The 26,211-nt window shown below is 59.7% G+C and carries 23 protein-coding genes and 3 tRNA genes; 10 read left to right on the forward strand and 16 right to left on the reverse strand.

Going from position 1 to position 26,211, the window contains the following annotated elements:
* Window positions 1–180: 180 nt before the first annotated feature.
* The 7 genes from ASC85_RS18445 to ASC85_RS18475 form a co-directional block, all read right to left on the reverse strand.
* A complete protein-coding gene (locus tag ASC85_RS18445; RefSeq protein WP_057450815.1) occupies window positions 181–3,273 on the reverse strand; it encodes an autotransporter serine protease in 3,093 nt (1,030 codons plus the stop codon).
* A gap of 117 nt (window positions 3,274–3,390) precedes the next feature.
* Window positions 3,391–4,740, reverse strand: coding sequence for a TolC family outer membrane protein (locus ASC85_RS18450; RefSeq protein ID WP_057450816.1), 1,350 nt, complete (start codon window positions 4,738–4,740; stop codon window positions 3,391–3,393).
* A 14-nt stretch (window positions 4,741–4,754) separates the two neighbouring features.
* On the reverse strand, window positions 4,755–6,089 hold the full coding sequence (locus ASC85_RS18455) for an HlyD family type I secretion periplasmic adaptor subunit (RefSeq protein WP_057450817.1): 1,335 nt from the start codon (window positions 6,087–6,089) through the stop codon (window positions 4,755–4,757).
* Window positions 6,086–7,885, reverse strand: coding sequence for a type I secretion system permease/ATPase (locus ASC85_RS18460; protein ID WP_057450818.1), 1,800 nt, complete (start codon window positions 7,883–7,885; stop codon window positions 6,086–6,088). Before ASC85_RS18460 ends, ASC85_RS18455 begins: the two co-directional genes overlap by 4 nt.
* Before the next feature lie 137 nt (window positions 7,886–8,022).
* On the reverse strand, window positions 8,023–8,469 hold the full coding sequence (locus ASC85_RS18465) for an AprI/Inh family metalloprotease inhibitor (protein WP_236712376.1): 447 nt from the start codon (window positions 8,467–8,469) through the stop codon (window positions 8,023–8,025).
* Between the two features lie 125 nt (window positions 8,470–8,594).
* The gene (locus tag ASC85_RS18470) at window positions 8,595–10,052 is read right to left on the reverse strand and encodes a serralysin family metalloprotease (RefSeq protein ID WP_057450819.1); all 1,458 of its coding nucleotides are present in this window, start codon (window positions 10,050–10,052) and stop codon (window positions 8,595–8,597) included.
* 317 nt (window positions 10,053–10,369) lie between these two features.
* The gene (locus ASC85_RS18475) at window positions 10,370–11,287 is read right to left on the reverse strand and encodes a LysR family transcriptional regulator (protein WP_057450820.1); all 918 of its coding nucleotides are present in this window, start codon (window positions 11,285–11,287) and stop codon (window positions 10,370–10,372) included.
* A gap of 132 nt (window positions 11,288–11,419) precedes the next feature.
* Here ASC85_RS18475 and ASC85_RS18480 point away from each other — a divergent pair, with 132 nt between their 5' ends.
* Both ASC85_RS18480 and ASC85_RS18485 read left to right on the forward strand, forming a co-directional pair.
* A complete protein-coding gene (locus tag ASC85_RS18480) occupies window positions 11,420–12,883 on the forward strand; it encodes an MFS transporter (protein WP_057450821.1) in 1,464 nt (487 codons plus the stop codon).
* 193 nt (window positions 12,884–13,076) lie between these two features.
* Complete coding sequence (locus ASC85_RS18485; protein ID WP_003201764.1) at window positions 13,077–13,355, forward strand: DUF1652 domain-containing protein; 279 nt, start codon at window positions 13,077–13,079, stop codon at window positions 13,353–13,355.
* 917 nt (window positions 13,356–14,272) lie between these two features.
* Here ASC85_RS18485 and ASC85_RS18490 read toward each other — a convergent pair.
* A complete protein-coding gene (locus ASC85_RS18490) occupies window positions 14,273–14,944 on the reverse strand; it encodes a Bax inhibitor-1/YccA family protein (protein WP_003201763.1) in 672 nt (223 codons plus the stop codon).
* A gap of 124 nt (window positions 14,945–15,068) precedes the next feature.
* Here ASC85_RS18490 and ASC85_RS18495 point away from each other — a divergent pair.
* The 3 genes from ASC85_RS18495 (at window position 15,069) to ASC85_RS18505 (ending at window position 18,179) form a co-directional block, all read left to right on the forward strand.
* Window positions 15,069–15,156, forward strand: a tRNA-Ser gene (locus tag ASC85_RS18495).
* Window positions 15,157–15,280: 124 nt separating this feature from the next.
* Window positions 15,281–16,135 carry a prohibitin family protein gene (locus tag ASC85_RS18500; RefSeq protein ID WP_003201760.1) on the forward strand — a complete coding sequence of 285 codons (855 nt, stop codon included), beginning with the start codon at window positions 15,281–15,283 and terminating at the stop codon, window positions 16,133–16,135.
* Between the two features lie 247 nt (window positions 16,136–16,382).
* Window positions 16,383–18,179 (forward strand): DAHL domain-containing protein, encoded by a 1,797-nt coding sequence (locus tag ASC85_RS18505; protein ID WP_057450822.1) that lies wholly within the window; start codon window positions 16,383–16,385, stop codon window positions 18,177–18,179.
* A gap of 145 nt (window positions 18,180–18,324) precedes the next feature.
* Here ASC85_RS18505 and ASC85_RS33200 read toward each other — a convergent pair whose 3' ends face one another.
* Together ASC85_RS33200 and ASC85_RS18510 are read right to left on the reverse strand one after the other, a co-directional pair.
* On the reverse strand, window positions 18,325–18,516 hold the full coding sequence (locus tag ASC85_RS33200) for a hypothetical protein (protein WP_013693334.1): 192 nt from the start codon (window positions 18,514–18,516) through the stop codon (window positions 18,325–18,327).
* A 103-nt stretch (window positions 18,517–18,619) separates the two neighbouring features.
* Window positions 18,620–19,519: a polysaccharide deacetylase family protein gene (locus ASC85_RS18510; protein ID WP_057450823.1), complete on the reverse strand. Its 900-nt coding sequence runs from the start codon at window positions 19,517–19,519 to the stop codon at window positions 18,620–18,622.
* Between the two features lie 230 nt (window positions 19,520–19,749).
* Between ASC85_RS18510 and ASC85_RS18515 the strand changes: the two genes are divergently transcribed.
* The 3 genes from ASC85_RS18515 to ASC85_RS18525 all read left to right on the forward strand — a co-directional run bounded on the left by ASC85_RS18515 (window position 19,750) and on the right by ASC85_RS18525 (window position 20,935).
* Window positions 19,750–20,004: a DUF6555 family protein gene (locus ASC85_RS18515; protein WP_003201754.1), complete on the forward strand. Its 255-nt coding sequence runs from the start codon at window positions 19,750–19,752 to the stop codon at window positions 20,002–20,004.
* Window positions 20,005–20,157: 153 nt separating this feature from the next.
* A complete protein-coding gene (locus ASC85_RS18520) occupies window positions 20,158–20,388 on the forward strand; it encodes a hypothetical protein (protein WP_057450824.1) in 231 nt (76 codons plus the stop codon).
* 121 nt (window positions 20,389–20,509) lie between these two features.
* Window positions 20,510–20,935, forward strand: a complete 426-nt coding sequence (locus ASC85_RS18525; protein WP_057450825.1) for a hypothetical protein — start codon at window positions 20,510–20,512, stop codon at window positions 20,933–20,935.
* 25 nt (window positions 20,936–20,960) lie between these two features.
* Here ASC85_RS18525 and ASC85_RS18530 read toward each other — a convergent pair whose 3' ends face one another.
* Window positions 20,961–21,188 carry a PLD nuclease N-terminal domain-containing protein gene (locus ASC85_RS18530; RefSeq protein WP_014338117.1) on the reverse strand — a complete coding sequence of 76 codons (228 nt, stop codon included), beginning with the start codon at window positions 21,186–21,188 and terminating at the stop codon, window positions 20,961–20,963.
* A gap of 547 nt (window positions 21,189–21,735) precedes the next feature.
* Here ASC85_RS18530 and ASC85_RS18535 point away from each other — a divergent pair.
* A complete protein-coding gene (locus ASC85_RS18535) occupies window positions 21,736–22,098 on the forward strand; it encodes an NUDIX hydrolase (protein WP_057450826.1) in 363 nt (120 codons plus the stop codon).
* Window positions 22,099–22,227: 129 nt separating this feature from the next.
* On the opposite strand, the gene ASC85_RS18540 is transcribed toward ASC85_RS18535, so the two are convergent.
* From ASC85_RS18540 to ASC85_RS18550, 3 genes are all read right to left on the reverse strand, one after another.
* Entirely contained in the window at window positions 22,228–22,695 is a 468-nt protein-coding gene (locus ASC85_RS18540) for a hypothetical protein (RefSeq protein ID WP_057450856.1), read from the reverse strand.
* A 229-nt stretch (window positions 22,696–22,924) separates the two neighbouring features.
* Window positions 22,925–23,011, reverse strand: a tRNA-Leu gene (locus tag ASC85_RS18545).
* Window positions 23,012–23,204: 193 nt separating this feature from the next.
* Window positions 23,205–23,278: transfer RNA gene (locus ASC85_RS18550), tRNA-Cys, on the reverse strand.
* A 394-nt stretch (window positions 23,279–23,672) separates the two neighbouring features.
* Between ASC85_RS18550 and ASC85_RS18555 the strand changes: the two genes are divergently transcribed.
* The gene (locus ASC85_RS18555) at window positions 23,673–24,452 is read left to right on the forward strand and encodes a TSUP family transporter (protein WP_003201742.1); all 780 of its coding nucleotides are present in this window, start codon (window positions 23,673–23,675) and stop codon (window positions 24,450–24,452) included.
* Here the strand turns inward: ASC85_RS18555 and nudC are convergent.
* Both nudC and ASC85_RS18565 read right to left on the reverse strand, forming a co-directional pair.
* Window positions 24,420–25,250 (reverse strand): NAD(+) diphosphatase, encoded by an 831-nt coding sequence (nudC, locus tag ASC85_RS18560; protein ID WP_057450827.1) that lies wholly within the window; start codon window positions 25,248–25,250, stop codon window positions 24,420–24,422. The genes ASC85_RS18555 and nudC overlap by 33 nt on opposite strands.
* A 6-nt stretch (window positions 25,251–25,256) precedes the next feature.
* Complete coding sequence (locus ASC85_RS18565; RefSeq protein WP_003201737.1) at window positions 25,257–26,069, reverse strand: crotonase/enoyl-CoA hydratase family protein; 813 nt, start codon at window positions 26,067–26,069, stop codon at window positions 25,257–25,259.
* Window positions 26,070–26,211 lie beyond the last annotated feature (142 nt).

Genomic DNA, 26,211 nt, shown 5'->3' on the forward strand with positions numbered 1-26,211 from the left:
GGCTGCGATCTTTTGATCTTTTGATCTTTCGCTTGAGACTCAAGTGAATGGGGAAAGATCGCAGCCTCGTTGCACTCGACAGCTCCTACACAGCTCCTACACAGCTCCTGCACAGCTGATACACAGCTGATACACAGCTGCTATGCGCCGCAGAAGTGCGTGTTGAGTTCCTCCTTTTGATCAGAACTGCCAATCCAGCGTCAGGCCCACGCCGTGGGTTTTATCCCGGGAGCCGATCAGGCCGTTGTAATCGAGATTGACCCGCACATCCTTGGCGACCGCGAGGCCGGCACGGGCACCGATCACGGCGGCGTTGCGGTCCATGGACACGCTCTGCACCGCGAAAGTGTTGCTGCTGCCGGCAAATGCCAGGTCCTGTTCGGACGTGGTACTGCTCAGGTTGTGCTGCCAGCCGAGGGAGCCGGACAGCTGCAGTTGCTGTTGATCCGACAGGGCCAGGGTATGGCTGGCCCGCACGCCCAGGGTCGAGAGCACGGCATCGCGACGGTCGTCGCCAGCGTGCAGGGCTGCGTTGTCGCCTTTCTCATGGAAACTGTCGCTGTCCAAGTGCACATAGGCCAGGTTGGCAAACGGCTCCAGGGCAACCGGTTGCAAGTCGAGGCGATACGCCGCTTCGGTGAAGAATTGGGTGGTCCGGGCATCGCGCTTGGTTTTCTCCCGGCCGCTGACGTCGCCCCATTGCAGGTCCCGCTTGACGTCGATGCGATGCCAGCTGTGGGCACCGCCGACGGTCAGGCGCAGCGCGTCGATTTCATGCCCCAGGTAGACGCCCAGGTGATAGCTGTCGGCCTTGGCCGAGGAATGGGTGCCGTCGCCCATGCTCAACGAACTGTCGCTGTAGCCAGTGACGAAGCCCAGTCGCGTCTGGTCGCTGATCAGGCCGTCGACACCGGCCAGCAGCCCGCCGATGGAGCTGGTCGTACCGGCGTGATCATGTCCGCCATCGCTTTGCCCCCAAGCTCCCAGCACCTTGAACCAGGCATTGCCGCTGGCATCGGTCGGCGTACCGGCGTCGTACAGTGCGCCCTGGCGCAGGCGATCCCCCACGGCGTCGCGCAATTGCCGGCTGTCGTTGATCAGCAGCGTGCCAATGGCCGGATGGATTTCACCAGACAGTTGCTGGAATGCCTGTTGCGCCACGGCGGCGCTGGGCGAAAGGAGCAAGGCTTCGTAGAGCCCGTTGCCCGCGCCCAGTTGTTCGGCGGCCGAGGCGACGGAACGCTGGTTAGGCGTCAGGCCGAGGCTGGCAAATGACGCATCGTTACGCTCGACCGCCAGTTGAATGCCGCTGGCGCTGTACGCCAGGTCGCCCCCCAGAAACGCATAGTTGGGCAAGACTTCAGCGAAGCGCCCGTCAATACCATCGGCGGCCTGCAGGATATTGAACTGCCTGCCCAGCAGGCTCTTCACGTCGCCGGCCGTCAGCAGCGTCGGACTGTTTTCCAGGGACAACGACACCGTCGCCCCGTCAATGGAGGCCTTGCCGCCGGCCACGATCAGGTCGCTGGAGGTCGGCGAGACTTCCACCGCGTAGTTCGAGCCGGGCTGGAACGTCACATCGCCGGCCACTTGCAAGGTGCCGATGGAGTTACCGGGTGCCACGCTGCCGCCGCGGTTGGCGGTGAGGCTGGCGATGCGCCCGTTGCCGCCGAGGATGCCGCCGTCATTGACGGTAACGGCCGAGACCAGCGAGCCATTGATTGCCAGTCGTCCTTGATTGACCAGGGTTGGCCCGCTGTAGGTGTTTGCGCCGGTGAGCACCAGGGTGCCGATGCCCTCCTTGGTCAGCCCACCGTGGCCGGCGATGTCGTTACGCCAAACGTCCAGGCCACATTGGATGCCACTGCACACCCGCTCCGTGGATTTGCCGGCATCGATGATCGCGCCAATACCCGGCAGGTCCGCCACGAACTGACCGGAGCCATAGGCGCCCTCGATGCGAAATTCCTCGGGGATGTCCTGTTCGGTCACCAGCATCGCTGGACCGTCGATGGCCTTGCCCAGGTTGATCATGCCCCAGCCATACAATGCATCGACACCCGGCGCCCCCATGTCGGTGGCGGTGGTGCGCAGAACACTGGCGACCTGGGCACCGGTCATGTACGGGAAACGCTCCATCAACACCGTCACGCTGCCGGCAACATGGGGCGCGGCCATGGAGGTGCCGCTCTTGTTGGCGTAGCCGACGGTCAGGTCGTCGGCACTGGTGCCGCCGATCACGGCGCTGTAGACCCGGGTGCCCGGTGCCGACACGCAGAAACTGGCGGTGTAGCCGCAGCGCGACGAGAAGGTGCTGATGGTGTACGGATCGGCGCTGGCGGTGTCGGGGTTGACTTGCAGCGCCGCCACGGTGAGCCAGTTCGGCGCAATCTCCGGCACAAAATACGCCAGGCCCGCGATGGCATCGGGGTTATTGAGGTTGTAGTCGTTGCCGGCGGCGAAGATCGTCACGATCCCGCTGCGAGCCGCGGCGATAGCGCCCTCGTAGGCGCCGCCGGGCTTGGTGCCCAGCAGCGGCTTGATCTGGTCGAATTGCAGTTGCGCGTCCTGCACGGTGAAGTGCGGGAACGCCGGATCGCGGCCGCCCTGGTCGAAACGATCGGTGATGCCGATGCCCCAACTGTTGTTGATGATGCGTGCGCCGCTGGCGATCAACGCGTCCCAACCCGCCTTGTACACCGCGCCATCGTTGCCCAGGATGATGCCATCCTCGGGGCCCGGGTCACCGTTGTCGGCGCTGATGATCTGCGCGTCGTACGCCACGCCGTGCATCGGGCTGCCATCGCGACTGCCGGCAGCGATTCCGCCGACATGGGTGCCGTGGGAACCCAGCTTGCCATCGGAGCCGACGGTGGGTGAGCCGTCGTAGCGGAACGCATCACCGGCCTTCACCGGAATGTAGGGGTCGGTGTACTCACGGATGCCGCTGGTGACCAGGGTCACGACTTTGCCGGTGCCGGAGAACTCCGGGTGCGCCGCATAGACCGGCTGGTCGAAGATCCCCAGCTTGACGCCCTTGCCGGTATACCCGGCGGCGTAGGCCTGCTGCGCGTTGATTGCCCCCAGCCCCCATTCGGCGTTGAATTCACTGCTGCGCCAACTGTCCGGGTTGCCCGCCCTGCCGCTCTCGACATAAGGCGCCGCCTGGGCCGTCCCCAAGGTCGCCAGGGCGCAGAGCACGGCGTGGCTGAGGGCCTTGAGCAGAAACACTCGGCCCGTCTGTCCGGGCTGTTTTTTGTTATCGACTTTCATCACGAACCATCCTTAGTAACGCGTTTTATGAATTGCTGAAAATACCTTCTGTGGCGAGGGGATTTATCTGTGGGAGCAAGGCTTGCAAATCCCCTCGCCACAAAGGCAACGCGCCGATCATTGAATTGGCGCCCGGGACACAAACGCCTCATCCACCTTCGCCAGGTCCTGCGGGCCGAGGGTGCCGGCGTAGTAATGCAGCTTGGTCCAGGCCATGAGGTAGTCGTAACGGGCCTGGGCCAGGTCGCGGCGGGTGGTGTAGAGCTGTTGCTCGGCATTGAGTGCATCGAGGTTGACCCGCTCGCCGCCAAGGATGCTTTGCCGGGTCGAGACCACCAACGCTTCAGCGGAGCTCAGGGCCTTCTGATAAGCGCGCAGTTTGTTCACCCCGGACACGCAGGCGCTGAACTGGCGGCGCAATTCGATCAGCGTCTCGCGGGTCTTGGCATCCAGCTCGTATTCGGCCTGTTCCATATTGCGGCTGGCCTGGCGGGTCGACGCCGAGACCCCGCCACCGGCGTACAGCGGCACACTGACTTCCAGGCCGATGGTGTTGGTGTCGTAGCGCTGGTTATAGGTATTGCCACTTTCCGATTCGTTCTGGCGCATCGTCGCGTAGGCGCTGACCTTGGGCAGGTGTCCGGCGCGGTTGCGCTCCACCTCGAAACGCGCCACGTCCACGGCTTGACGCTGGGACGCCAGGCTGGGGTTATTGCTCACCGCCAGCTCGTGCCAGGTGTCGAAACTGGCCGGCTGCAAGGCAAAGGTCTGGAAGGTGTCGTGCAACGGGGCCAGGTCGCCGATATCCAGGGCCGGGACGCCAATCAGCGAGCCCAGCTCACGCAAGGCGGCGTCCTGCTCATCGCGCGCCTCGATCTCTTCGGCGATTGCCAATTCATAGCGCGCCTGCGCCTCGAGGATGTCGGTGCGCGTACCTTCGCCCTGGCGAAACAGATGCTCGTTCTGGTGGAATTGCTGCTCGAACGCCTTTTTCTTGGCCAGGGCAATGTCGATCTGGTCCTGGGCGAACAGCGCCTGGGTGTAATAACTCAGCACCCGCACCAACAACTCCTGGCTCTTGCCACGAAAATTTTCGTCGGCGAACAGCGCCTGGGCCACGCCTTTTCGGTAAGCCGCATAAGCCTCGTAGTCGAGCAGCGGTTGTTGCAGCGTCAGGCTGGAGCCGTAGCTGCTGTAGTTGCGATCGTCATGCTGGCTGGCGCCGCTATCGTTGAGGTACGTGACCTTGGACTGGTTGCGCCCCTTGTTGTAGCTGTAGCCCAGCTGCGGCAACAGCCCGGCGCGGCCAATGGCGCGGTTTTCCAGGCCCGCATCGCGCTCCTTGATCGCGCCCAGGTAGACCGGGTCATTGCGCAGGGCCCGCTCGTAGAACTCGAAGGGCCCCATGGCCCAGGCGTTGTTGCCCACGGAAACGGCCAGCACGGCCACCCAATAGAAACGCTTCATACCGCCGGGCATCCTTATTCTTCGGTCAACGCAGAGCCGGCTCGGTCGAGCAGCGGTTTGAACAGGTAGTTGAGCAACGAGCGTTCGCCCGTGCGCACGAACATCTCGGCCGGCATGCCGGGCTTGATCACCAGGCCGTTGAGCTTGTCCATCGCCACGTCGCTGACGCTGCTGCGCAGGACGTAATACGGCGCACCGGTCTTCTCATCGATCATCTGGTCGGCGGAAATCAAACTGACTTCCCCCGGCACCCTTGGCGTGCGGTTCTGGTTGAAGGCGGTAAACAGGATGTCCACCGGCAAATGCGGGCCGACCTTGTCGATCAGGTGCACCGGCAAATGCCCTTCCACTTCCAACCGCGTGCCCTGGGGGACGATTTCCAGCAAGGTATCGCCCTGGCGCACCACCGCGCCCTCGGTGTGTACCCCCAGGTTGACGGCGATGCCATCGGCGGTGGCGAGGATTTCGCTGTGTCGCAGCTCGAAGCCGGCGGATTTCAGTTGCTCTTGCAGGGTTTCGCTCTTGAGCTGGGCGTCGGCCAATTGGCTGCGCACCTCTTTCTGGTATTCCTCGTTGTGCTGCTGCAGCTTCAAGCGCGACTCGACGATCCCCTGCTCCACTCGCCCGCTTTCGCCACTGTTCTGCGCCAGTTCCTGCTGCACTTGCGACAGCTGGCGTTGATAGTCCAGCAGGCGGTTGCGCGGGATGTAGCCGTTATCCGCCAAGGGCTGCAGGTTGCCCAGTTGCAGGCGCAGGGATTCGGCCTGGGCGGTCAAGTCGCCGCGGGCCCGACGCATGCCCGCCAATTGCGCCGTGGCACCCTCGATGCTGGCGCGCAACGCCGCCTGCTCCCGGGCGAAGGCTTCGCGGCGGCTGCTGAACAGTTGCCGCTGGCCTTCAAGCACCAGGGCCAGGCGTGGGTCGGGATCGCGACTCAGCTCAGCCGGGAAACTCACCTGCAACAGGTTGTCCCGCTCGCTTTGCCAACGCGCCAGGCTCGCCCAGGTCATCCGGTACTGCGCCTGCAGCGATTGCACATCGGCGGCGGCCTGTGTCTGGTCCAGGCGGAACAGCGGCTGGCCCTGCTTCACCACTTCGCCTTCGCGCACCAGAATCCGGCTGACCACGCCGCTGCTCATCGACTGCACCGCCTTGCGCTTGCCTGAAACCACCACGGTACCTTGCACCGGGATGCCCTGGTCCAGCGGTGCCAGGCTGGCCCAGGTGAAAAAACTGCCCGCGCCAACGAGCGCCAGTATCCAGCCCATGCGCGTAAAGAAACGGGCGTCGCGCTCCGGGTACTCAACGTCCTGAGAATGTTCGAGATTCATGTCGAGTTCCTTGCTCATGCGCCACCGGGTTTGCTGGCGGCCTGGTACTGGCGACTCATGCTCAGCCCGTTGGGGGTCACCTGGGGACTGTTCGGCGGTGAGCTGCGCGACGCGTTGTCCTGTGAGCCCGGCTGGCCGGAAAGCGCCCGCAACACTTGCTGGCTTGGGCCGAAGACTTGTAGCCGGCCTGCCTCGAGCACCAGCAACTTGTCAGCCTGGGCCAGTGCCGATGAACGATGAGTGATCAGCACGACGCTGGTACCCTGGGCCTTCATCTGCGCGATGGCACTGGCGAGCGCCGCTTCGCCAACCGTGTCGAGGTTGGAATTGGGTTCGTCGAGCACCACCAGGCTCGGCCGGTCATACATCGCCCGGGCCAGCGCAACCCGTTGTTTCTGCCCGCCGGATAAACCACCGCCGTCCTCCCCCAGCACCGTGTCATAGCCCTCGGGCAGGCGCAGGATCAGCTCATGGACCCCGGCCTGCTGCGCGGCGGCGACGATTTTTTGCGGATCGGCTTGGCGAAACCGGGCGATGTTCTCGGCAATGCTGCCGCTGAACAGCTCGATGTCCTGGGGCAGATAGCCGATGTGCGGGCCGAGTTGTTCGCGATTCCAACGATGAATGTCGGCGCCGTCGAGGCGCACCGTGCCCGCGAAGGTCGGCCACACACCCACCAGGACTCGGGCCAGGGTGGACTTGCCGGAACCGGACGCCCCCAGCACACCCAGCACTTCCCCGGCAGCCAAGCTGAAGCTGAGCTGCTGCAGCGTCGCGTTGCGTTGTCCTGGTGGTCCCGCGCTCACTTGTTCGAAGCTCACCTGGCCCTTGGGCGCCGGCAGCGTCATGCCGTCATCCTGGGGCGCAAACGCCTGCAACAACGCGTCGAGACGCCGATAAGCAAGCTTGGCGCCGCTCCACTGCTTCCACACGGCGATCAACTGGTCGATCGGACCCAATACCCGTCCCATCAGGATCGAGCCGGCAATCATCATCCCGGCGGTCATCTCGCCCTTGATCACCAGCAGTGCGCCCAAGCCCAACACCAGCGATTGCAGGCACAGGCGCAGGGTCTTGCTCAAGGAACTGATTACCGCGCCGGTGTCGCTGGCCTGGTTCTGCAGGCCGAGAAACCGTGAGTGCACGGAGAACCAGCGACTGCGCAGCGCGCCGAGCATGCCCATGGCCTGGATCGTCTCGGCGTTGTGCAAATGACTGGTAGCCAGTTGACTGGATTGTTGCGAGTAGACGCTGGCCTGCCCCAAGGCTCTTTTGGTCATGGCCTCGTTCAGGCAGGCCAGGCCGATCAGCAGCAGCGTGCCGACGGAGGCAAACACGCCGAGCCACACGTTGAACAGGTAGATCACCAGCAGATAGATGGGAAACCACGGTGCGTCGAAGAAAGCGAACAGCGCCGGCCCGGTGAGAAATTGGCGAATATGCGTGAGGTCGCCCAGGGATTGCCCGGCGTTGCCTTCACCCTGGCGCAGATTGCGCTCGAACGCGGCCTTGTAGACCTGGAGATTTAAACGTCTCTCCAACTGACTGCCGATGCGAATAACCACGAAGCTGCGGACCATTTCCAGCAGCCCGATGAATACGAAGAAGCCGACGACCATCAATGACAACATCGCCAGTGTGGTCTCGTTCTGTGATGTCAACCCGCGGTCATACACTTGGAGCATATAAATCGAAGGCGCGAGCATCAGGACATTAATCAACGCGGTAAAACATCCAACACTGATCAGAATATTTTTATAATCGCCCAGTGCTTTAAACAGCGGTGCCGCAGCAACGCTCCTTACTCTATTCATGATTGTCCTTGCTATTGGCTTCGCCAGCGAACGGGCCGTTATTCAACTTACCAATCTTTTTTTCGATTCGGTCCACACCGAAACGCACGCCTGCTTGAACAAGTACACTTCGATCAAGGCTCAATTATACTCATTCGTTAATGAGCACTCTGGGATTTATTCCGCTCAAACCTGAGTAGCATACCGGACTTCAACGTCATTTGATAATGACCTCCCTGACGCAGTCCCAAATGAGTCCTGGAGTCTTGTTTGCCAATCAGGGAAAGTCCGTCGGGTTCGGTGAACCAACGAACCGGCTCATCCCCCAGCCAGTGGCCCAGGCAATCGGTTTGCCCGCCCAGGGTCTGGTCCGCCTTGAGTTCGACCAGGCAACTGTTGGACGGTTTGTCCTGCATCGCCTGGGTTTGCGCATTGTCCTGAGGGCTCGACAAAACAGCCTGCCACTGACCGGCCAACTGCGAGGGTTCTGCTAACAACAGGCTGCGCGCCATGGCGACTTCTCCACAAAACATCATCAGCGTAGCGAGCAACCCGGCGGTTGCCTGAACGCTACTGGGCATGAATTTTCTACGCATTTTTTTCATCCTGGCCGGGATCCTGTAGGCGCTGTCGAGCGAAGCGAGGCTGCGATTTTTCCCCTACCACTTGAGTCTCAAGCGAAAAGATCGCAGCCTCGCTTCGCTCGACAGCTCCTACAGGGGTTTTGGCATTACGCCACGATATCCGAGACCGCTGCCTGGCCAACGGTGCTGACCAGGAAGTCAGCCACGCCGTGCCCGGAGAAGTCCACCGACAGCAGGCTGTTGCCACCCGATGTCGACAACACCGCGTCGCCCGCCACACCCGTGAATGCGCTCACGAAGTGCAGGCCCGCGCCCTTGGTGATACCGGTCAGGTCGATCTTGTCCAGGCCGCTGACGAAATCGAGGATCTGGTCCGTCGCTCCCGGCCGCGAATCGGAACTGGCGGCGAACACGAACGTGTCCGACCCCGAGCCACCCCAGAGCTTGTCTGCACCGCCGCCCCCCCAAAGGATATCGTTGCCCGCGCCGCCCTTGAGCTCGTTGGCCACCGTGTTGCCGATCAGCAGATCGCTGCCCGAGCCGCCGATGGCGTTTTCGATGATGGCACCCTTGGCGATGGAGACGTTACCTACCATGCCGCCAACGTCGGAGAACGAGGCATCATTGATGTTGATTTTCTGGTTCTGGGTGAAACCGGAAAAATCCAGGGTGTCGCGGCCGCCCGCATCCCATACCGAAAACACCACTTTGTCCGACGACGAAGACGCACTGAGAAAATCGCGACCAGTGTTGGAGTTGAAACCGTAGGTCGAATCGCCGGTACGAGTCGTGGTGTTGGCACCGTAGAGCTTCTGGATGGCCGCGATGTCATCCATCAGCGGACCGGAGGCGTAGGCTTCGACGCCACCCTTGCTGAAGTTCTGGTCGGTATTGCTTTCACTCCAGTAGCTCATGAGGCTGTAGCCACGGGTGTCCTGGCCATAAGTGGCGTCATCGTAGGTCGGGCTGCCTTCACCAGCGTTGTAGTCACCCGGGTGGGCCAGGCCGAGGGTGTGACCGATTTCGTGGGTCAGGGTCTGGCGACCGTAGTTGTTCAGGTCCGGGTTCTTGTTCTGGGTGTAGCTGCTGTTGATCAGGTACCAGGAGGTCCCGTCATAACCGGCACCCGTCCCCGGCAGATAAGCGAATGCCGCCGCGCCATCCTGGCCGCCGCTGTAGTTGCCGAAGGTCATGTGACCGTCGCCGCCGCTGGCTTTTTCGGTGAAGGTGACATTGGCCACGTCTGCCCAGGATTGCATGGCCAGGGCCGCCTGGCCTTTCTGCTGTGCACTGAACTGGCTGAAGCCGCTGATCCCATGCTTGTTCATGGTGCTGGAAGAGGCGGAAGTCAGGAAGGTGTAGGTCAGCTCGATCTTGCCGCTGCCGTCCCGGTCCTGGTACGCCGCGCCGTCGCGCAGCAACTGAGTGGCCGCCTCGTCGACAGAGTACGACGGTTTGCCGTTGACGGTCAGGTTACCGCCCCGGTCGTATTGATGGCTGAAACTATTGATCTGGTTGAACGCACTACTGGCAGCCGCCAATGATTGCGGCGCCCAGAGGAGTTGCTCGGCAGAATCAATAGCGCTGCTTTTGACTTTCGACATAAACATACTTCCTTGTTTGCAATGGAACAGTTTTAGTCAGACAGACAATCTCTGGCGAGATCGTCCTATCACTCGCCCAATGAGGACGTAAGAAACCTGACACAATTGGAAATCAAACGTCTAGCAATTTTTTTCGTTCAATTTCACGCCCCACCGTTAACACCCATAAACAATAGGGTTCCGCCTCGTTAGTGCCTACGTTCAATTACCCGAGTTGCGGATTGTCGGACAAAATTCTATTTAAATATTAAATATCGATAATTAGCAATTTGCGCACGGCGTCGCACTTTCGCCAACTAAGTGCCAGCGAAATGCTATTAATGAATATCTACTAAATCTCTAGGTTTACGTACACATACTTCCCGCAGACAACCCCGAAGCCAACGATGCACAGGATCGGCGTCCATCCGCGGATGCCAGAGCATGGCAATCGTGAATCCAGGCACGGGAAACGGCAGCGTAAAACTGTGCAGGCCGGCCCGCAGGCTCGCGGTGTAGCGCTCAGGTACGCTGGCGATCAGGTCACTGGAGCGGGCCAGTCCCAGCGCCGAGGAAAAGCCCGGCACGGTGGTGACGATTTCCCGGGACAGGTTCAGAGCCGCCAGGGCCTGGTCGATGAGGCCATGATCCAAGCCGCGCATCGACACACCGACATGCCCACCTGCGGCATAACCGGCCGCGCTCACCGTTGCCTGGCTCAGCGGGTGTCCCGCGCGCACCACGCCGATCAAGCGGTCGCTGAACAACGCCTGGGTTCGCAGTTCCGGGCTGGTGTCCTTGTCCACGACGGCGGTCTCCAGGTCCACGGTGCCTTCGCGAAGCGCCGTGCTGTCGCGGTCGGTCTTTTCCACAAAGCGTAGCCGCACACCGGGCGCTTGCTCGTGGAGGCGAGCGATCAGGTCGATGGCAAAGTTTTCCACGAACCCTTCGCGGGTGCGCAGCGTGAAAGTGCGGCTCAAGCGGCCAAGATCCGGGGTCGTCACTGGCCGCAGCACCGCCTGGGCCTGCTGCACCAGGTGGCTGACCTGTTCGCGCAACTCCAGCGCACGAGGTGTCGGCACCAGCCCTCGCCCGGCCCGAACCAACAGCGGGTCACCAGTGGTTTCACGCAACCGCGCCAGTGCCCGGCTCATTGCCGACGGACTGAGCTGCAAGCGCCGGGCGGCCCGGGCCACGCTGCCTTCCGAGAGCAGCACGTCAAGGGTGACGAGCAGATTGAGGTCAGGCGAGGACATAGCGGTATCTCGATTGGAATAGATGGCGTTTGCTGCAGCTATAACGTGCAAATGCTGCGTCTTCCGCCATGTTATGCCCAGGCATAACGTTCTGACAGCTCCGTTTCGAGCGCCACGGATACAGGTGATACGATGAGACCCGTCAACACGCAACAAAACCGGCCGGCAACCGCGCCCGTACATCGGCTTCTTTCACCCCGCTGGGCCCTGGCCAGTCTTGCGCTCTCGACGCTGCTGGCCTCCCTTGGCGCCAGTGTGGCTGCGGTGGCGCTGCCGACGCTGGCCCAGGCGCTCGGAGCCTCTTTCCAGCAGGTCCAATGGGTGGTGCTGGCCTATCTGCTGGCAATCACCACGCTGATTGTCAGTGTCGGTCGCTTGGGAGACTTGATAGGCCGGCGCAAGTTGCTATTGACCGGTATCGCCCTGTTCACCTTGGCATCGGCGGTATGCGGCCTGGCCCCCTCGCTTTGGTTGCTGGTCGCAGGTCGGGCGCTGCAAGGCCTGGGGGCGGCCATCATGATGACGCTGACCCTGGCGCTGGTTGGCGAAACGGTCGATCAGGAAAAAACCGGCAGCGCCATGGGGCTGCTGGCAACGCTGTCGGCAGTGGGCACAGCCCTTGGACCGTCCTTTGGCGGCATGTTGATCAGCGGGTTCGGTTGGCCGGCCTTGTTCCTGGTCAACATCCCCCTCGGCCTGCTGGCGCTAGGGCTGGCGTGGTACTCGCTACCGGTGCGTGAAGTGCCGCCGAAGCCCGAAGGAGCCCGCTTCGATGTGACCGGTACATTGCTGTTGGCAATGACGCTCGCCGCCTATGCCTTGGCCATGACCTCCGGACGCGGAAGCTTTGGCGGATTGAATCTTGCGCTACTGCTGATCGCGCTCGTGGGCGGCGGACTGTTCATTCGGGCCCAGTCCCGGGCCTTATCGCCGCTGATTCCCTTGGCAGTCTTTCGCGACAAGTCATTGGTATCAGGCCTGGCGACGAGCGCCCTGGTCGCGACGGTCATGATGGCGACGCTTCTGGTCGGGCCTTTTTACTTGTCCATCACCCTCGGACTGCCGGCGGCCCTCGGGGGGCTGGCGCTGGCCGCAGGCCCATCTGTCGCGGCGTTGGCCGGAGTGCCTGCAGGACGCCTGGCGGATCGCTTTGGCGTGCAGCCCATGCGGCTCGCCGGCCTGGCGACCATGGTCCTCGGCTGCCTGATGCTGTCACTGGTTCCCCCTGCCCTTGGCACCGTCGGCTACCTCACGGCTATCGTGGTGACGACCCTCGGCTACGCATTCTTCCAGACGGCCAACAACACGGCAGTCATGGCTGATGTAGCTGCCCAGAGGCGAGGCGTCATCGCCGGGCTGCTCAACCTGTCGCGCAACCTGGGGTTCTTCACCGGAGCCTCCGTGCTCGGCGCGGTGTTTGCGGCCGCGACGACGACGAATGACATCACCCGCGCCAGCCCTGCGGCCGTGACGAACGGTCTGCACATGACCTTCGCCGTCGCCTTGGCGATGATGACCCTGGCCCTGCTCATCGCCTGGAAAAGCCGCGTGCCAGAGCCATTGCCCAAGCCTCGGGACAACCCCGGCCAAGCGTGATGGCACTCTGGAGATTGCCGCTTAAGTCGTGATCCAGATCAAAAAAAGTGAACCAATCGCAAAACGGACTGAAAAAATCCACATGAGCTTCATTTTCAGGTGCTATTTTTAGTTCTCACTGGTAGAGCCATGATGGCTCTTCCTTCCTGACATGAGCAAAAGGAAGCGCTCGATTGAAGAAGGCGGGCAACACATGAATAAAGGATCTTTCAGCAAGGTTACGTTCCCCAACGCTTGCCAGTTGATGCGCTGGCACTTCCATCCCATGGGATTCGAAGCGAGCATGGATGCGCCTGGCAGCATGGTTGCCCGGCTGTTTGACCGTGCCAGCGGCGAGACCATGATCGCCATTGCGGGTATCCCCTGCGCAACTGTGATGAATGCCCCGGATGTTGAACGAATAATCGAGGCGGTGGAGGCGGAGCTGGAAGCCTTTGTGCCACCGGTGGGGTTGCGGCGGTTTGCCTCTTAAGTCCACTTCATGTGGCAATACCGTTCACCCAGGCTCCAAAAGCGGCACCTCCCTTTCTCCAAGGGGAGGTGCCGTTTTTTTTTGAGGGGGCTCGGGATTTACTTGCTTTGGTGTGTATATCCGTTTTTGCGGTAACGGCGGCTTATGGTTCCGCCCTTACGGCGGGTCACTTTCGAAAAGCCCGGAAGCCGGCCCAGTCGAAAGTAACCAAAGCGCTCATGCCCCACCACTCGGTGCCTCGCTTAGGCTCAGCATGCCCACTCCACAATGCCTGCGTTCGGCCATCGTGGTTAACGGGGCTCCGAGATCAACGTCCACGCCGAGGCGGCCTAACAGCCGACCTGGTTCTTGGTGATCGCGTTTCTCCTGTGGGAACTTCTCCTGTGGGAGCGAGCTTGCTCGCGAAGGCGGTGGGTCAGTTACAGGGATGTGGGGCTGCGGGCCTCATCGCGAGCAAGCTCGCTCCCACAAAGGAACACCGGGAGCACACGAATATTGTGTCTGCCGAAGATCCAATGTGGGAGCGAGCCTGCTCGCGATAGCGGTGACTCAGTCACATGGATGCCGTACATGCCCCATGCCCCGCTCTTGCTTTGCTTTGGATCTTGATCTTGATCTGAGAGCCCCGTTAAACCACGCTGGCCGGAGTGAGGGCATGCCGAGCCTAGGCGAGGCATCGAGTGGTGGGGCAAAAGCGTTTTGCTTACTTTTGACTGGGCCGGCTCCCGGGCTTTTCAAAAGTGAGCCGCCGTCAGGGCGGAACCCTAAGCAGCCGTTACCGCAGAAACGGATATGCCCTCCAAAAAAATGCACCTAAAAACGAAAAAAAACGGCGCCTTTCATTTCTGAAAAAACGCCGTTGTTTGTATGTGAACAGCATCACGCCGAAGCGGGCTTCTCACCCATCACGAATGCAATCAGTCGTCACGCCCCATCAGGCCGAACAGCTGCAGCAGGCTGACGAACAGGTTGTAGATCGATACATACAGGCTGATGGTGGCCATGATGTAGTTACGCTCGCCGCCGTGGATGATAGCGCTGGTCTGGTACAGAATGCAGACCGACGAGAACAGCACGAAGCCGGCGCTGATCGCCAGTTGCAGGCCGCTGATCTGGAAGAAGAAGCTGGCCAGCGTCGCCCCCAGCAACACGAAGAAACCTGCGGTGATGAAGCCACCCAGGAAGCTCATGTCCTTGCGGGAAATCAACACATAGGCCGACAGGCCACCAAATACCAGCGCAGTCATTGCGAAGGCCGAGCTGACCACTTCGGCGCCGCCCTGCATTTGCAGGTAGCGATTGAGGATCGGGCCGAGCAAAAAGCCCATGAAGCCGGTCAGGGCGAAAGCGGACACCAGGCCCCAGGCCGAATCACGGAGTTTGTTGGTGAGGAAGAAAAGGCCGTAGAAACCGATCAGCACGACGAAGATGTTCGGGTAACCCACCCGCATCTGTTGTGCGACGTAGGCCATCACACCGCTGAAAGCGAGTGTGAGGGCCAGCAAGCCATAAGTGTTGCGCAGGACGCGGCTAACCTCTAGCTGCTCAGCCTGCACGCTGTTGTTCACTGCGTAATCCTGTTCGCGCATGGCGACACTCCTCCGGTTTTGAAACATTCAGTGGCAAGGATCATAACAGACGCTCTGTAACAAGCTACGTAGAGAGTTTGACAGTGTGTTTCATTCGGGTATTATGGCGCCCGCAACGCAATACGGAGGTGTGGCCGAGTGGTTTAAGGCAACGGTCTTGAAAACCGTCGACTGTAACAGGTCCATGAGTTCGAATCCCATCGCCTCCGCCATCTTCTAACGTAAAAGCCCTGATTATTCAGGGCTTTTTCGTGTCTGGCATTCAGAATGCCGATTGCAGCTTCAACAATGGACACAGCTATGGCAAACCCTCCCCAGCCAATCAAGGAAAGAAAAGTGACCAGTAAAACCATCGGCTCCATCGTTGCTGCAATCGCGGGCATCGTCCTGCTGTGCGTGTTCTTTGGCAGTTGGTACACGATCGACGAAACCGAGCGTGGCGTGCTGCTGCGAAACGGGGCGCTGGTCGGCGTCATTGAACCGGGACTGTCCTTCAAGACGCCATTTATCGAGTCGGTGCGACTGATCAGCGTCCAGAGCCAAGTGACGGCTTATGAAGACCTCCAGGCCTACAGCAAGGACCAGCAGTCCGCCCAGCTCAAGGTGTCCGTGTCCTGGCATATCGCGCCTTCCGATGTCGCGAAGGTCTATACCCAGTTCAAGGACCTTGAAGGTATCCGCGACCGGATGATCAGCCGCCAAGTGCCTACCCAGGTGGAAAACGTATTCGGCAAGTTCAACGCCGTGGCTGCAGTGCAGAACCGCGTCCAACTGGTCAACGATATTTCCACCGCCATCAAGGCCACCATTACCGGCCCCGTGATCATCGACAGCGTCCAGGTCGAGAACATTGACTTCAGTGATGCCTACGAAAAAGCCATCGAAGCGCGCATGGCTGCGGAAGTCCAGGTCAAGACCCGCGAACAACAGCTCGCCACCGAGCAGGTGCAAGCACAGATTCGCGTGACTCAGGCCCAGGCGGAGGCCGATTCGCAAGTGGCGCAGGCCAAGGCAGACGCACTGGCGACCGAGTTGCGCGGCAAAGCCGAAGCCGAAGCCATCAAGGCACGGGCCCAGGCCCTGGCCAGCAACCAGAACCTGGTGGAACTGACCAAGGCCGAGCGCTGGAATGGCGTCTTGCCGACTACCGTGCTACCAAACGGTGCCCTGCCCTTCATCGACATCAAGTAACGCCACGGGCGCGGCCTGCCCGGCCGCGCCTGCCCCAGCAGCATCGCCCCTCTCGTTAGCGCTACACTCCCATGAACCCGATGTTCATCGTTAGCAGGGAGCTCAACGTGCACCCAGGCCACAGCAAACCGGCACACCAACCCGCACGGCGTTTACCTTTTCCCCCTTTCGGCTTCCCCCTCGAGCCTCCCTCCCCCCTCGGGAATTCACCGACTCCTTCGATAAGTGCCCTGAACAGGAGAATAGCGTGACCACTATTATCAAAAAATATAAATGGCCTGCCCTATTGGCCGTCGCGCTTGTCGTGTTTTCCGCACTGGTATTCTTTTTAATCAAGTCCTACACGTACGACTCATCGACCTACTTCGAATCCCGCGACTTCATTCGCCAGCTCAAGCAGGCCGACGCTAACTGGAACGTCAAGATCCTCAGGAAAAAGATCGGCGTGAACAATAACCTGTCGCTGGCGCCGCCGCTTGAGGCCAACAGTCGATGGGAGCAGTTGGAGCAGCTCAATAATGCTGGCCCCCTGGCGACTCTTTGGGCATCCAGACGCAACGGCTATATGGATGCGGTCAAGAACAAAACGGTACTGGTCGATCAATTCCAACAACACAACGCCAATCTACGCACCGCCCTGGATGCGTTGCCGATGGTCGAGGACGGTATTCAAACTTTGCTAGCCGAGATGAGCACCGAAAGCTCTACGGAACGCCTGGCAAAAGCCTCCAATGTTCGTGAGCTGACACTGACAACGCTGGAGTACGCACTTTATGTCACCTCAGACAAAGCCGAGGAAGTGCAGCGCCAATTGAGTGATCTGGAAAAATACGTCGACCAACTGCCCGCGACCAGCCGGCCCCTCTTCATTGCCCTGACCCAGCACGTCAAATCCGTTATCCAGGAACAACCGATCGTCAATGATCTGCTGGACCGCATCAGCGTGATTCCGGTGGCCCAGGAACTGGACAGCATCAACGAACTATTGAACGAGACACAGCGCAGGACAGCCGCTGCGGACCGTCAATATCATATCTACCTGGCTGTGTGCGCCAGTCTGATGGCACTGTTGCTGATCTACCTGGCGGTGCGGCTGGTTCGCAGTTACGCCGTCATCAACCAGATCAACCAGCAGCTGCAAACGTCCAATGAACGGCTCGAGGAACGCGTGCAGGAGCGCACCCGAGAGCTGATGGAGGCCGAGCGCGAACTGGTGGATGCGGCCCGAATGGCGGGCATGGCCGAAATAGCCACGAATGTGTTGCACAACGTCGGGAATGTGCTCAACAGCGTGAACATTTCAGCCGAGCTCGTGACCCGCAAGCTGAGGAGCAGCAAGACGATCGGGCTCACCAAGGCGGTCAAAATGATGAATGAACACGCCGAGGATCTTGGCCAGTTCATCACCCTTGATGAAAAAGGCCGGTTGCTGCCGCGTTATTTCAACGAACTGGTCGACTCCATCGCCGCGGAACAGGCAGTGCTTATCGATGAGCTGGCGCAGCTGACCAAGAGCATCGATCACATCAAGGAAATCGTCACCACTCAACAAACCTATGCAGGGGCCGCCAGGCTGATCGAACCGCTCAATGTCAGCGATCTGTTCGAAGATGCACTACGTATGAACTCGGGCGCGCTCAGTCGGCATCACGTCACCGTCATCAAGGAATATCAAGACGTTCCTGCGATCATGGGGGACAAGCACAGGTTGCTGCTGATCCTGATCAACCTGATCAGCAACGCCAAATTCGCGATGTCGCACATCAGTGAGCACCCAAGGGAAATGACCCTGGGAATCCGCATCCTCGACGAAACGACACTGAGCCTGAGCGTCAAGGACCGGGGCGAAGGCATTTCCCCGGAGAACCTGGCCCGCATCTTCAATCACGGTTTCACGACCCGCAAGGACGGCCATGGGTTTGGCTTGCACAGCTGCGCCCTGGCGGCGGTTGAAATGAATGGCCGCCTCTATGTCCATAGCGACGGACCGGGGCAAGGCGCTCTGTTCACCCTGGAAGTCCCGCTGGAATTGGCCCGTATCTGATTAGCGTGACGGGCGCAGGCTGCCCCGCGGCCATCGCGAGCAAGCTCCCACAGGGAATTATTGGTGAATACCCGGAAAAACTGTGGGAGCTTGCTCGCGATAGCGGTCTACCTGTCACCGAGAGGTTGGCTGTACCGCCCCCCACCTATTTCGTGTTTACAGGCCGGCCGCTACGAGCTCTTCGGGTCGGCAACGCGGCGGCATAGGCCAGCGCTTCCTCACGGGAAGCAAAGGAACCCAAGCGGTCAGCCTGGGTACAGACCCTCCACGGGCCGCTGTTTACGCTAAGCACGTCATAACCGTTGATGTGCATTTTCGTCAGCATCGCAGTACTCATTGGTCACCTCCGACTTTAACCAAGGGTGCACGGCCTACCATACACGCTGATTACGCCGGGCGGCCAACCGAACGTCGCGACACCCGCCGCATTCATGGCGCCCTCAGTGGGAATCCGAATCCCACAACCAGTCCCACAGCCCCGGCAAATGCACGGGCTCGGTGCTGTGATCGACCGTCCGAGCCAAGGCCGCTCGCTCCAGCCCCTGGTGGTCATCATAGAACGGCTTGGCGTCGGTCCTCACCCCGGTAGCCTTGGCACTGTCGAGCAGGATCTGCAGGTATTCGCGAGCATGCCGGGCGGTATAACGATTGATGTCGTGAAACGTCACCACCACCGGAATAACCCCATCCACCGCTGGCAGTTGCCCGGCTGCGATGCGCTCGCGCACTTCGGAAAGTTGCCGGGTCAGGTTGATCCGCCGCCGCGGGCTCATCGTGATGCCCCATACTTTGCCGTCATTTGCACTCAGGTCGGTCAACAGAATGTGCAGGCCGTGCTGTCGGTAGGCGGCCGCGGTGCGCTTGTCGAAGCTCCAGAATGGCGGTCTCACCAAGATCGGTGCCGCACCGCTAATGGCAGCGATATCGCTCCCACCATTGCCGAGCGATTGCTCCAGCTCATCAGGACTCAGCGACCGGTGATTGGTGTGCCAGTAGGTCGCCGTATGAAAGGCCAGCACATGGCCTTCCTGCTGTTCACGGCGCATTACCGACCGACCAATACCACTGCCACCGGCGCGTGGTGAGCGGGTCTGCAGGAAAAACACCGCCTTGATGCCGGGCTGTACCGGATTGTCTGCGAGTGCGTCGAGCACCTCCAGGCTAGGGTTCCAGATAGACGAGGCGCTGGGCCCATCATCGAATGTCAGCAGGAAACGGATCGGGGGTTGTTCGCGCAAGCGTTGCTCGGTTTGCGGCGTCAGTTCGATGGGGGCGCCAATGCAGCCTGACAAACCGATGGCGAGGGCTGCGATGAACAGCACCCTGGCGATGTTTTTCATGTTTTGCCTTTTGTTGATGCCGCACTGCGTCGCCTTTGATCCCTGGCCTAATGTGTTGAAGCTCACCTTGGAGAAGGGTAACCGGGTTTGGTTCCTTGCCGTGAGTTCCAGCTGTTTTGCCGTTGCTCGGTGCACGGGCCTGAGCGGTATTAATTTGACCGTCTGGAAATTCGATGGAATTTTCCGAATGCCTTTGTATCCATCCGTATAGGACTAATTAGGGAGGATTTATGGGCGGGCCATCGCTTTACATCATTGACTACATACTCCATGGCGAACCCAAGTCATTCATTATTCGCGCGGAAGTGATGAATAACTCCGAGGCTTGGCATTGGGCCAGTTGCGACGCGGGGGTCGGGCGCATACCGAAATTCGGGAGAGAAAAGGTCAAGCGGGTCTCCAAGCCCCTTGCTGAAAAATACGGTATTACCGACGTACGCTGGCGGGCAAGCGTCACGCCGTCCTGGGTCAAGGAGTCCAGCTGACACTACTCGCATTGTTTCCGGCGCACCGGCTGTCTAGCCGGACGCCGGATTCTTCGACAGACCTGAAATAACTCAACTACGCTTAAACCACGGCGCAGCCCGCCCCCTGGCGGGTTTTGTGCTGCCTCATCAACCCCTGAATGGAGGTGTGACATGTCCGAAAAAGAGTCCATCACCACCCTGCTCACCTTGCTCGAATCGCGTCAAGCCAGGCTCACGGCAGCCTGCAAGGAAATCGCCGACTGGGTCGACCACCAAGGCGGGCATCCCACCGCAGTGCGCATCCGGGACCGGCTCAACGACATCGATAAGGACGCTCCGTCGATCCAAAGCGCGCTAACGTCGCTCAAGCCTACTGAACCCCCTCTGCCAAAGTTTCGCTGACGCGCTGCGCCAGACCCGTTTCTCCCTGAGTTCTACCGGTTGGAAAACTGATGGAACGTGGGCTTTTTTTGCACCTCGAAATTGATAGGCACCGGTGCAGAAACCGCAAAGGGAGAAACTCATGAATGCCAGAATTCTGCTATTGATCGTTTGCGCAAGCCCCGCCGCCGTCTTGGCCCAAGGCTGCGACGTCATCACACGATCCCAGAGCCAAGCCGTTCCAGTGATCGAAAGCCACAGCTGCTACGAATACAAAGGCATGCCCGCCGAAGCCCTCGACTGGTCTTGCAGCAATGAAAGCAAGGGAACGCTCACGACCCAAAAGCGTAAAGTCGAGCGTTGTGCCGAGGGATACGTGGCGACATGCCAGGCGAAGCCGACCCAGGAAGCGTTGGCCAACCCGCACTCAACCAGCAAGGACAAGCGCGGTGGGTCGGCCACCCTTCCCGATAATGCAAAATTGACGTGGTACTACTATGGCGTCGAGCAGTTGCAGCAGGCCCAGGAAGACTGCGAAACCACTGGCGGCAATTGGATAAACCAGTGAGGCGGCTCCCACAGCCGCTTCCTGGCTAGCCCTTGCTGTGCTCCGGCGATGACGGACCTTCCTTGACCCCGCGTGGCCCAGCTACACCCCAGATGACCAGGCCCAGCACTGGCAAAATGATCAGCAGCAGGGCCCAGCCAGCCTTGGTGCCGGCCGACTTGTCGCTTCGAAAGACACTGACGATCGCCCACAAATCGACGAGCAGCAAAAGCACCGCAACAGCGATCCAGAAATAACTGGCTAATTCAGACATGGCCTAATCCTCTTGTCGGTTCAAGGATTAGGCAGAGCCGTTGAGGCGCCGTTCAAAGAATTTGCATCCACGGGACGCGCATTGGCAGCTATCCCCGCTCGTTCAGATAAGCGACCCACTGCTCATAAGCTTCATGCTGGCGCTGGACCGCCTCATCCCAAGTCGATCCACTCATTTGATGAACACATATGAGCTTCATCATTTCCGATGTTGCCGTATCGAGCTCTGGGATTTGATCTTGAAGTCTTCAACGGTGGTCATTTCTCGCTTCCTTCCCCTATCGGGGCCGGCCAATGCACCCAACATGGATTCATTTTTTTGAAGCTGATTCATTTGAGGCGATAACCGGTCGACAACCTAGTGCTAGCGGTCGCAGAGATGGAGTGAAGCGATGGCAGGCACAAATAAGCTCAGTGTTTTCCGCTCCGTCGCGGTCATAGTGGATAAGACCTTGAAAAACCCGACATTTGAACGAAGCAGCTAATGCCAGGCTCAAATATTGCAGTTATATTTCACTTTAATGACAGTCACAGATCGAGCAACGGCCATGAAAATTCGAGCGACCGTCATCTGCGAGGAAAATCGCCACATCCTCCTGGTTCGCAAAGCCAACAGCCGCTGGGCGTTGCCAGGCGGTACCGTCGAGCGCGGCGAAACCCACGCCGGGGCAGCCATCCGGGAATTGGCAGAGGAAACCGGCCTGGACGTCGAGAACCTGCTCTACTTGATGCGAATCAGTGACGGGCAGACCGAACATCATGTGTTCGAAGCATCGGTCAGCGACTCGACGGCGGCCAAGCCACAAAATGAAATCAGCGATTGCCTCTGGCATCCGCTGGACGCCATTGCCCAGTTGCAAATGAAAAAAGGGATGCGGGATATTCTCGAGGCGTTTCGGCGGCGGTTGTGAGGCACCGGCACTGACACCAATACCGAATAGATTGCATGAGATATATCATGCAACCTATTGTTTTATAAGTATTTAGATAGTCATAAAAGTGCCAGGAAAGCTGCCATCAAGCCGCTGGGGGCAACGGGCTCACTTTTTCTGCCAGGCGGTACTGATCGGATTGACCACGGTATTTTCTTCCTGCGTATAGGTCCCGTTCTGCTGGGCTATCGCCTCGCCGGTGTCGACAATTGCGTTCTGGATAAATACGTTTTGTGCATCACCTCGAATAAAGGTGAGCTGGTGATACGCCGTTTTATTGCCCCAGTCCGGGGAAGGCAGGGAGATGAACTTCACGGTGTATGTCTCGTCGGTGTGCTGGCCCTGCAAGACGTAGACACCGTAATGATTTTCTCCCTGAGAGATGATTTTGTACAAACCGTTGCTGTAGTAATAAATTTCCGCATCGGGAAAGGGCTTCTTATCGTACATTTTCCGATAGTGCAGAACCTGCTTGACGGTCGGCTCGCCAAAGTTCACGGCCAGCGTTTTCCCATCAAGGGAGGTTGTCTCCCCGGCGCATACAGCGCTGCTGCTCATCAAGGCCAACAGACTCATCGTTGCGATCGTTTTCACTCGTTACCTCTCCATGGTTAAAGGATTAGCGTACTGGGCAAGGGCCGGAGGACGTAACCCCCGGCCGCTCACCTTGCTAATCTCGACGCCGAGTGTAGAGGCTTGCGCTTGAAAATACCCGCAGGCTTGGACTCGTTTCTGCAGCAATTTTCAGAAGCGGAAACGAACAAGGGTTTGCATCAGCTTTCGCTCGCAAACCCTTGATTTTAGATGGTGCCCGAAGCCGGAATCGAACCGGCACGCCCTTACGAGCGGGGGATTTTAAGTCCCATGCGTCTACCAGTTTCGCCATTCGGGCGGTAGCGCGGTTAGCCATGGGAACGTCGGCAAAATCCAATGGCCGACGTTCTGGCTGGTGCAGCAAGAGGGGGAATATATACATCCCTCCCCGGCGAAGCAAGGTAGCTCATGTCCTTTTCAACACAAAAGCTTTCAATGCATCGTAAATAAAAAAGCTCCGTAAATCATAGATCTACAGAGCTTTTTAAAAGTGGAGGCCGAAGTCGGAATCGAACCGGCGTAGGTGGATTTGCAATCCACTGCATAACCATTTTGCTATTCGGCCTCAGAACGTTTGATGCAATGCTGCCACATCAACCGCGGTACAAACCTGATCAGGATACAGGGCATCCAGGTGCCGCTATCTCCTTGAAAACATTGAGATTTTTTACGTCCCAGTGCGTTCGATGGGCGCAATTATGTACTCATTTGCCTAGGCTGACAACCCCTTGATTTCAAAAAAAAATCGTCCAGCGGTCTCGGTGTGCCAGGCAGATATCAGAAGCCTTTTGGACTGCTGCGCAGCCCAGCGGGAGCAGGTGCCCTCGCCACGGGGATTTGCGGGGTTGTGGGGTCTTACAGTGCAACGCCCTAACCGGCTGTCGCAGCCCTGCACCATTATGGGTAACATACCGGCCCTCCCCGCAGCCCTTCTGCGACCTGCTAAATAAGCCTATTCCATGCCTTTTGAACTCAGCGTTGACCTCACTACCCTCGCTATCCTTGCTGTTGTCGCGTTCATTGCCGGTTTCATCGATGCCATTGCCGGTGGCGGTGGGTTGCTGACCACGCCAGCCCTGCTGACGGCAGGCTTGCCGCCTCATCTGGTCCTGGGGACCAACAAACTCAGCTCGACCTTCGGCTCGGCGACGGCCAGCTTCACCTTCTACAAGCGCAAGCTGTTCCACCCAAGGCAGTGGACTCATGCCCTCGTCGGCACCCTGGTCGGGGCCCTGACCGGCGCCATTGTCGCCCATTACTTGCCTGCCGAGTGGCTGAACAAGATGCTGCCGGTGATCGTCTTCGCCTGTGGCCTGTACCTGTTGTTCGGCGGCACGCCCAAGGCACCGCTGGACAGCGACGCACCGATCAAGAAGACATGGCAGTCGCCCCAAGGCTTCAGCCTGGGTTTCTATGACGGCGTGGCCGGGCCGGGTACGGGGGCGTTCTGGACTGTGAGCAGCCTGCTGCTCTACCCCATCGACCTGGTCAAGGCCAGCGGCGTGGCCCGTAGCATGAACTTCGTCAGCAACATCGCGGCGCTGTCGGTGTTCATCTTTTCCGGGCAAGTGGACTGGGTCATCGGCCTGAGCATGGGTGTGTCGGTGATGGTCGGTGCGTTCTTCGGCGCTCGCACCGCCATAAGCGGCGGCGCGAAGTTCATCCGACCGGTGTTCATCACCGTGGTGCTGGGATTGACCGTGCGCCTAGCCTGGCAGCACTGGTTCAGCGTGGCCTAAGCGCTGCGCCACATACAGGTCGATCAGGTAGCGGGCGATGGAGCGCGAGGCCGGCAACGGTGGCAGGTCATGGACGTTGAACCACTGGGCGTCCTCGATTTCATCTTCCTGGGGCACGATGTCGCCACCGGCATATTCAGCGTGGAAACCGAGCATCATCGAATGGGGAAACGGCCAGCACTGGCTGCCCATGTACTGGATGTTCTTCACCTCGATGCTGACTTCCTCGCGAACCTCGCGCACCAGGCAATCCTCGGCCGACTCGCCAGGCTCGGCAAACCCCGCCAGGGTGCTGTAGACGCCCGGGACGAAACGCGGCGAACGGGCCAGCAGGACCTCATCGCCGCGAGTGATCAACACGATCATGCTCGGTGAAATCCGCGGATAGTGCCGCAGCTCACAGGCATCGCAATACATGGCCCGTTCCAACGGAATCTGGCCCATGCGCTTGCCGCAACTGCCACAGAAACGATGCTCCCGGGCCCAGGTCCCGATCTGCGCGGCATAGCCCAACACTTTGTACAGCGTGTGGTCATCCTCGAGCATGAACGCCCGCAAGCCTTTCCAGTTACAGCCTGGGATGTCCAGCGAGCTGTGCAATTCCAGCAGATAGACCGGCTCGCCATCCAGGTGACCGATGCCGTGCTCGGCGAGGATCGACAGGTCTTGGCGCTTGAGCCACTCGCGGGGAAACAGCGCGCCGTTGTCATCGAACAGAAAGCCCTCAGGGCTGCGGGCGACGGCCCAGCCGCCAACAAGAGCGGTATCGAGTACTGCGGTGGTCCAGCGTGAAATCATGGTCAATCAATCCTGAAATTCAGGTTTCTGTTTGCTCATATGGGCGGCCATGGCCACGCGCAGGTCGGTCGATTGCAACATGGCGGCGTTCCAGGTGGCGACGTATTCCAAACCGTCGTCGATGCGGTGGTCGCGCATGTAGCTGATCATTTCCTTGGTGCCGGTCACGGCAATCGGCGACTTGGCGGCGATTTCCCGGGCGATGCCCATCACGCCGTCGAGCAGGCTGGCGGTGTCGCTGTAGACACGATTGACCAGGCCGATGCTGCGCGCTTCGTCGGCACCAAAAGTGCGCCCCGTATAAGCGAGTTCACGCAGCATGCCGTCCCCGATGATCCGGGGCAAGCGTTGCAATGTGCCAACATCGGCGGCCATGCCGATATCGATCTCCTTGATGGAGAATTGCGCGTCCTCGGCCGCGTAACGCATGTCGCAGGCGGCAATCAGGTCGATGGCCCCGCCCAGGCAGTAGCCCTGGATCGCGGCGAGCACGGGTTTGCGGCAGTTGTCCACGGCGTTGAACGAGGCTTGCAGTTGCAGGATCTTGCGCCGCAGCAGGCGTGCATTGCGCCCTACGTCCTTGCCCAACTCGTTGGCCACGCCCGCCAGCATCATCAGGTCTATCCCCGAGGAGAAATGCTTGCCGGCGCCGCTCAGCACCACCACCCGCGCGGCATCGGTGTCGTCGATCCATTGGAAGATCTCGATGATCTCGCTCCAGAACGCGGCGTTCATGGAGTTGATCTTTTCCGGGCGATTGATCTGCACATGGGCAATGTTGTCTGCAAGTTCGACGTTGAACGCTTGGTATTGCGACATGGCAGTGATCCTTTACCGGCTGAAAAGAGGCTTGAACTATAACAAGCCATCGCGACAGGACGTAGACAGTGCATCGGCCAAAAGCGGGACTGACTGCCGACATGACCAAGGAAAACTTTATGGAAAAGGGGGAACTCTGTGG

The organism is Pseudomonas sp. Root401, from assembly GCF_001425105.1.
Lineage (GTDB): Bacteria > Pseudomonadota > Gammaproteobacteria > Pseudomonadales > Pseudomonadaceae > Aquipseudomonas > Aquipseudomonas brassicacearum.

What these genes read in the sequence shown, in the direction of transcription:
- ASC85_RS18540 (WP_057450856.1), bottom strand. Translation starts at nt 22,695, where the DNA reads ATGAGTCTGTTGGCCTTGATGAGCAGCAGCGCTGTATGCGCCGGGGAG.
- ASC85_RS18530 (WP_014338117.1), bottom strand. Translation starts at nt 21,188, where the DNA reads ATGTCTGAATTAGCCAGTTATTTCTGGATCGCTGTTGCGGTGCTTTTG.
- ASC85_RS18480 (WP_057450821.1), top strand. Translation starts at nt 11,420, where the DNA reads ATGAGACCCGTCAACACGCAACAAAACCGGCCGGCAACCGCGCCCGTA.
- ASC85_RS18535 (WP_057450826.1), top strand. Translation starts at nt 21,736, where the DNA reads ATGAAAATTCGAGCGACCGTCATCTGCGAGGAAAATCGCCACATCCTC.
- ASC85_RS18555 (WP_003201742.1), top strand. Translation starts at nt 23,673, where the DNA reads ATGCCTTTTGAACTCAGCGTTGACCTCACTACCCTCGCTATCCTTGCT.
- ASC85_RS18465 (WP_236712376.1), bottom strand. Translation starts at nt 8,469, where the DNA reads ATGAAAAAAATGCGTAGAAAATTCATGCCCAGTAGCGTTCAGGCAACC.
- ASC85_RS18445 (WP_057450815.1), bottom strand. Translation starts at nt 3,273, where the DNA reads ATGAAAGTCGATAACAAAAAACAGCCCGGACAGACGGGCCGAGTGTTT.
- nudC (WP_057450827.1), bottom strand. Translation starts at nt 25,250, where the DNA reads ATGATTTCACGCTGGACCACCGCAGTACTCGATACCGCTCTTGTTGGC.
- ASC85_RS18525 (WP_057450825.1), top strand. Translation starts at nt 20,510, where the DNA reads ATGAATGCCAGAATTCTGCTATTGATCGTTTGCGCAAGCCCCGCCGCC.
- ASC85_RS18510 (WP_057450823.1), bottom strand. Translation starts at nt 19,519, where the DNA reads ATGAAAAACATCGCCAGGGTGCTGTTCATCGCAGCCCTCGCCATCGGT.
- ASC85_RS18485 (WP_003201764.1), top strand. Translation starts at nt 13,077, where the DNA reads ATGAATAAAGGATCTTTCAGCAAGGTTACGTTCCCCAACGCTTGCCAG.
- ASC85_RS18470 (WP_057450819.1), bottom strand. Translation starts at nt 10,052, where the DNA reads ATGTCGAAAGTCAAAAGCAGCGCTATTGATTCTGCCGAGCAACTCCTC.
- ASC85_RS18565 (WP_003201737.1), bottom strand. Translation starts at nt 26,069, where the DNA reads ATGTCGCAATACCAAGCGTTCAACGTCGAACTTGCAGACAACATTGCC.
- ASC85_RS18490 (WP_003201763.1), bottom strand. Translation starts at nt 14,944, where the DNA reads ATGCGCGAACAGGATTACGCAGTGAACAACAGCGTGCAGGCTGAGCAG.
- ASC85_RS18455 (WP_057450817.1), bottom strand. Translation starts at nt 6,089, where the DNA reads ATGAGCAAGGAACTCGACATGAATCTCGAACATTCTCAGGACGTTGAG.
- ASC85_RS18515 (WP_003201754.1), top strand. Translation starts at nt 19,750, where the DNA reads ATGGGCGGGCCATCGCTTTACATCATTGACTACATACTCCATGGCGAA.
- ASC85_RS33200 (WP_013693334.1), bottom strand. Translation starts at nt 18,516, where the DNA reads ATGAGTACTGCGATGCTGACGAAAATGCACATCAACGGTTATGACGTG.
- ASC85_RS18520 (WP_057450824.1), top strand. Translation starts at nt 20,158, where the DNA reads ATGTCCGAAAAAGAGTCCATCACCACCCTGCTCACCTTGCTCGAATCG.
- ASC85_RS18460 (WP_057450818.1), bottom strand. Translation starts at nt 7,885, where the DNA reads ATGAATAGAGTAAGGAGCGTTGCTGCGGCACCGCTGTTTAAAGCACTG.
- ASC85_RS18450 (WP_057450816.1), bottom strand. Translation starts at nt 4,740, where the DNA reads ATGAAGCGTTTCTATTGGGTGGCCGTGCTGGCCGTTTCCGTGGGCAAC.
- ASC85_RS18475 (WP_057450820.1), bottom strand. Translation starts at nt 11,287, where the DNA reads ATGTCCTCGCCTGACCTCAATCTGCTCGTCACCCTTGACGTGCTGCTC.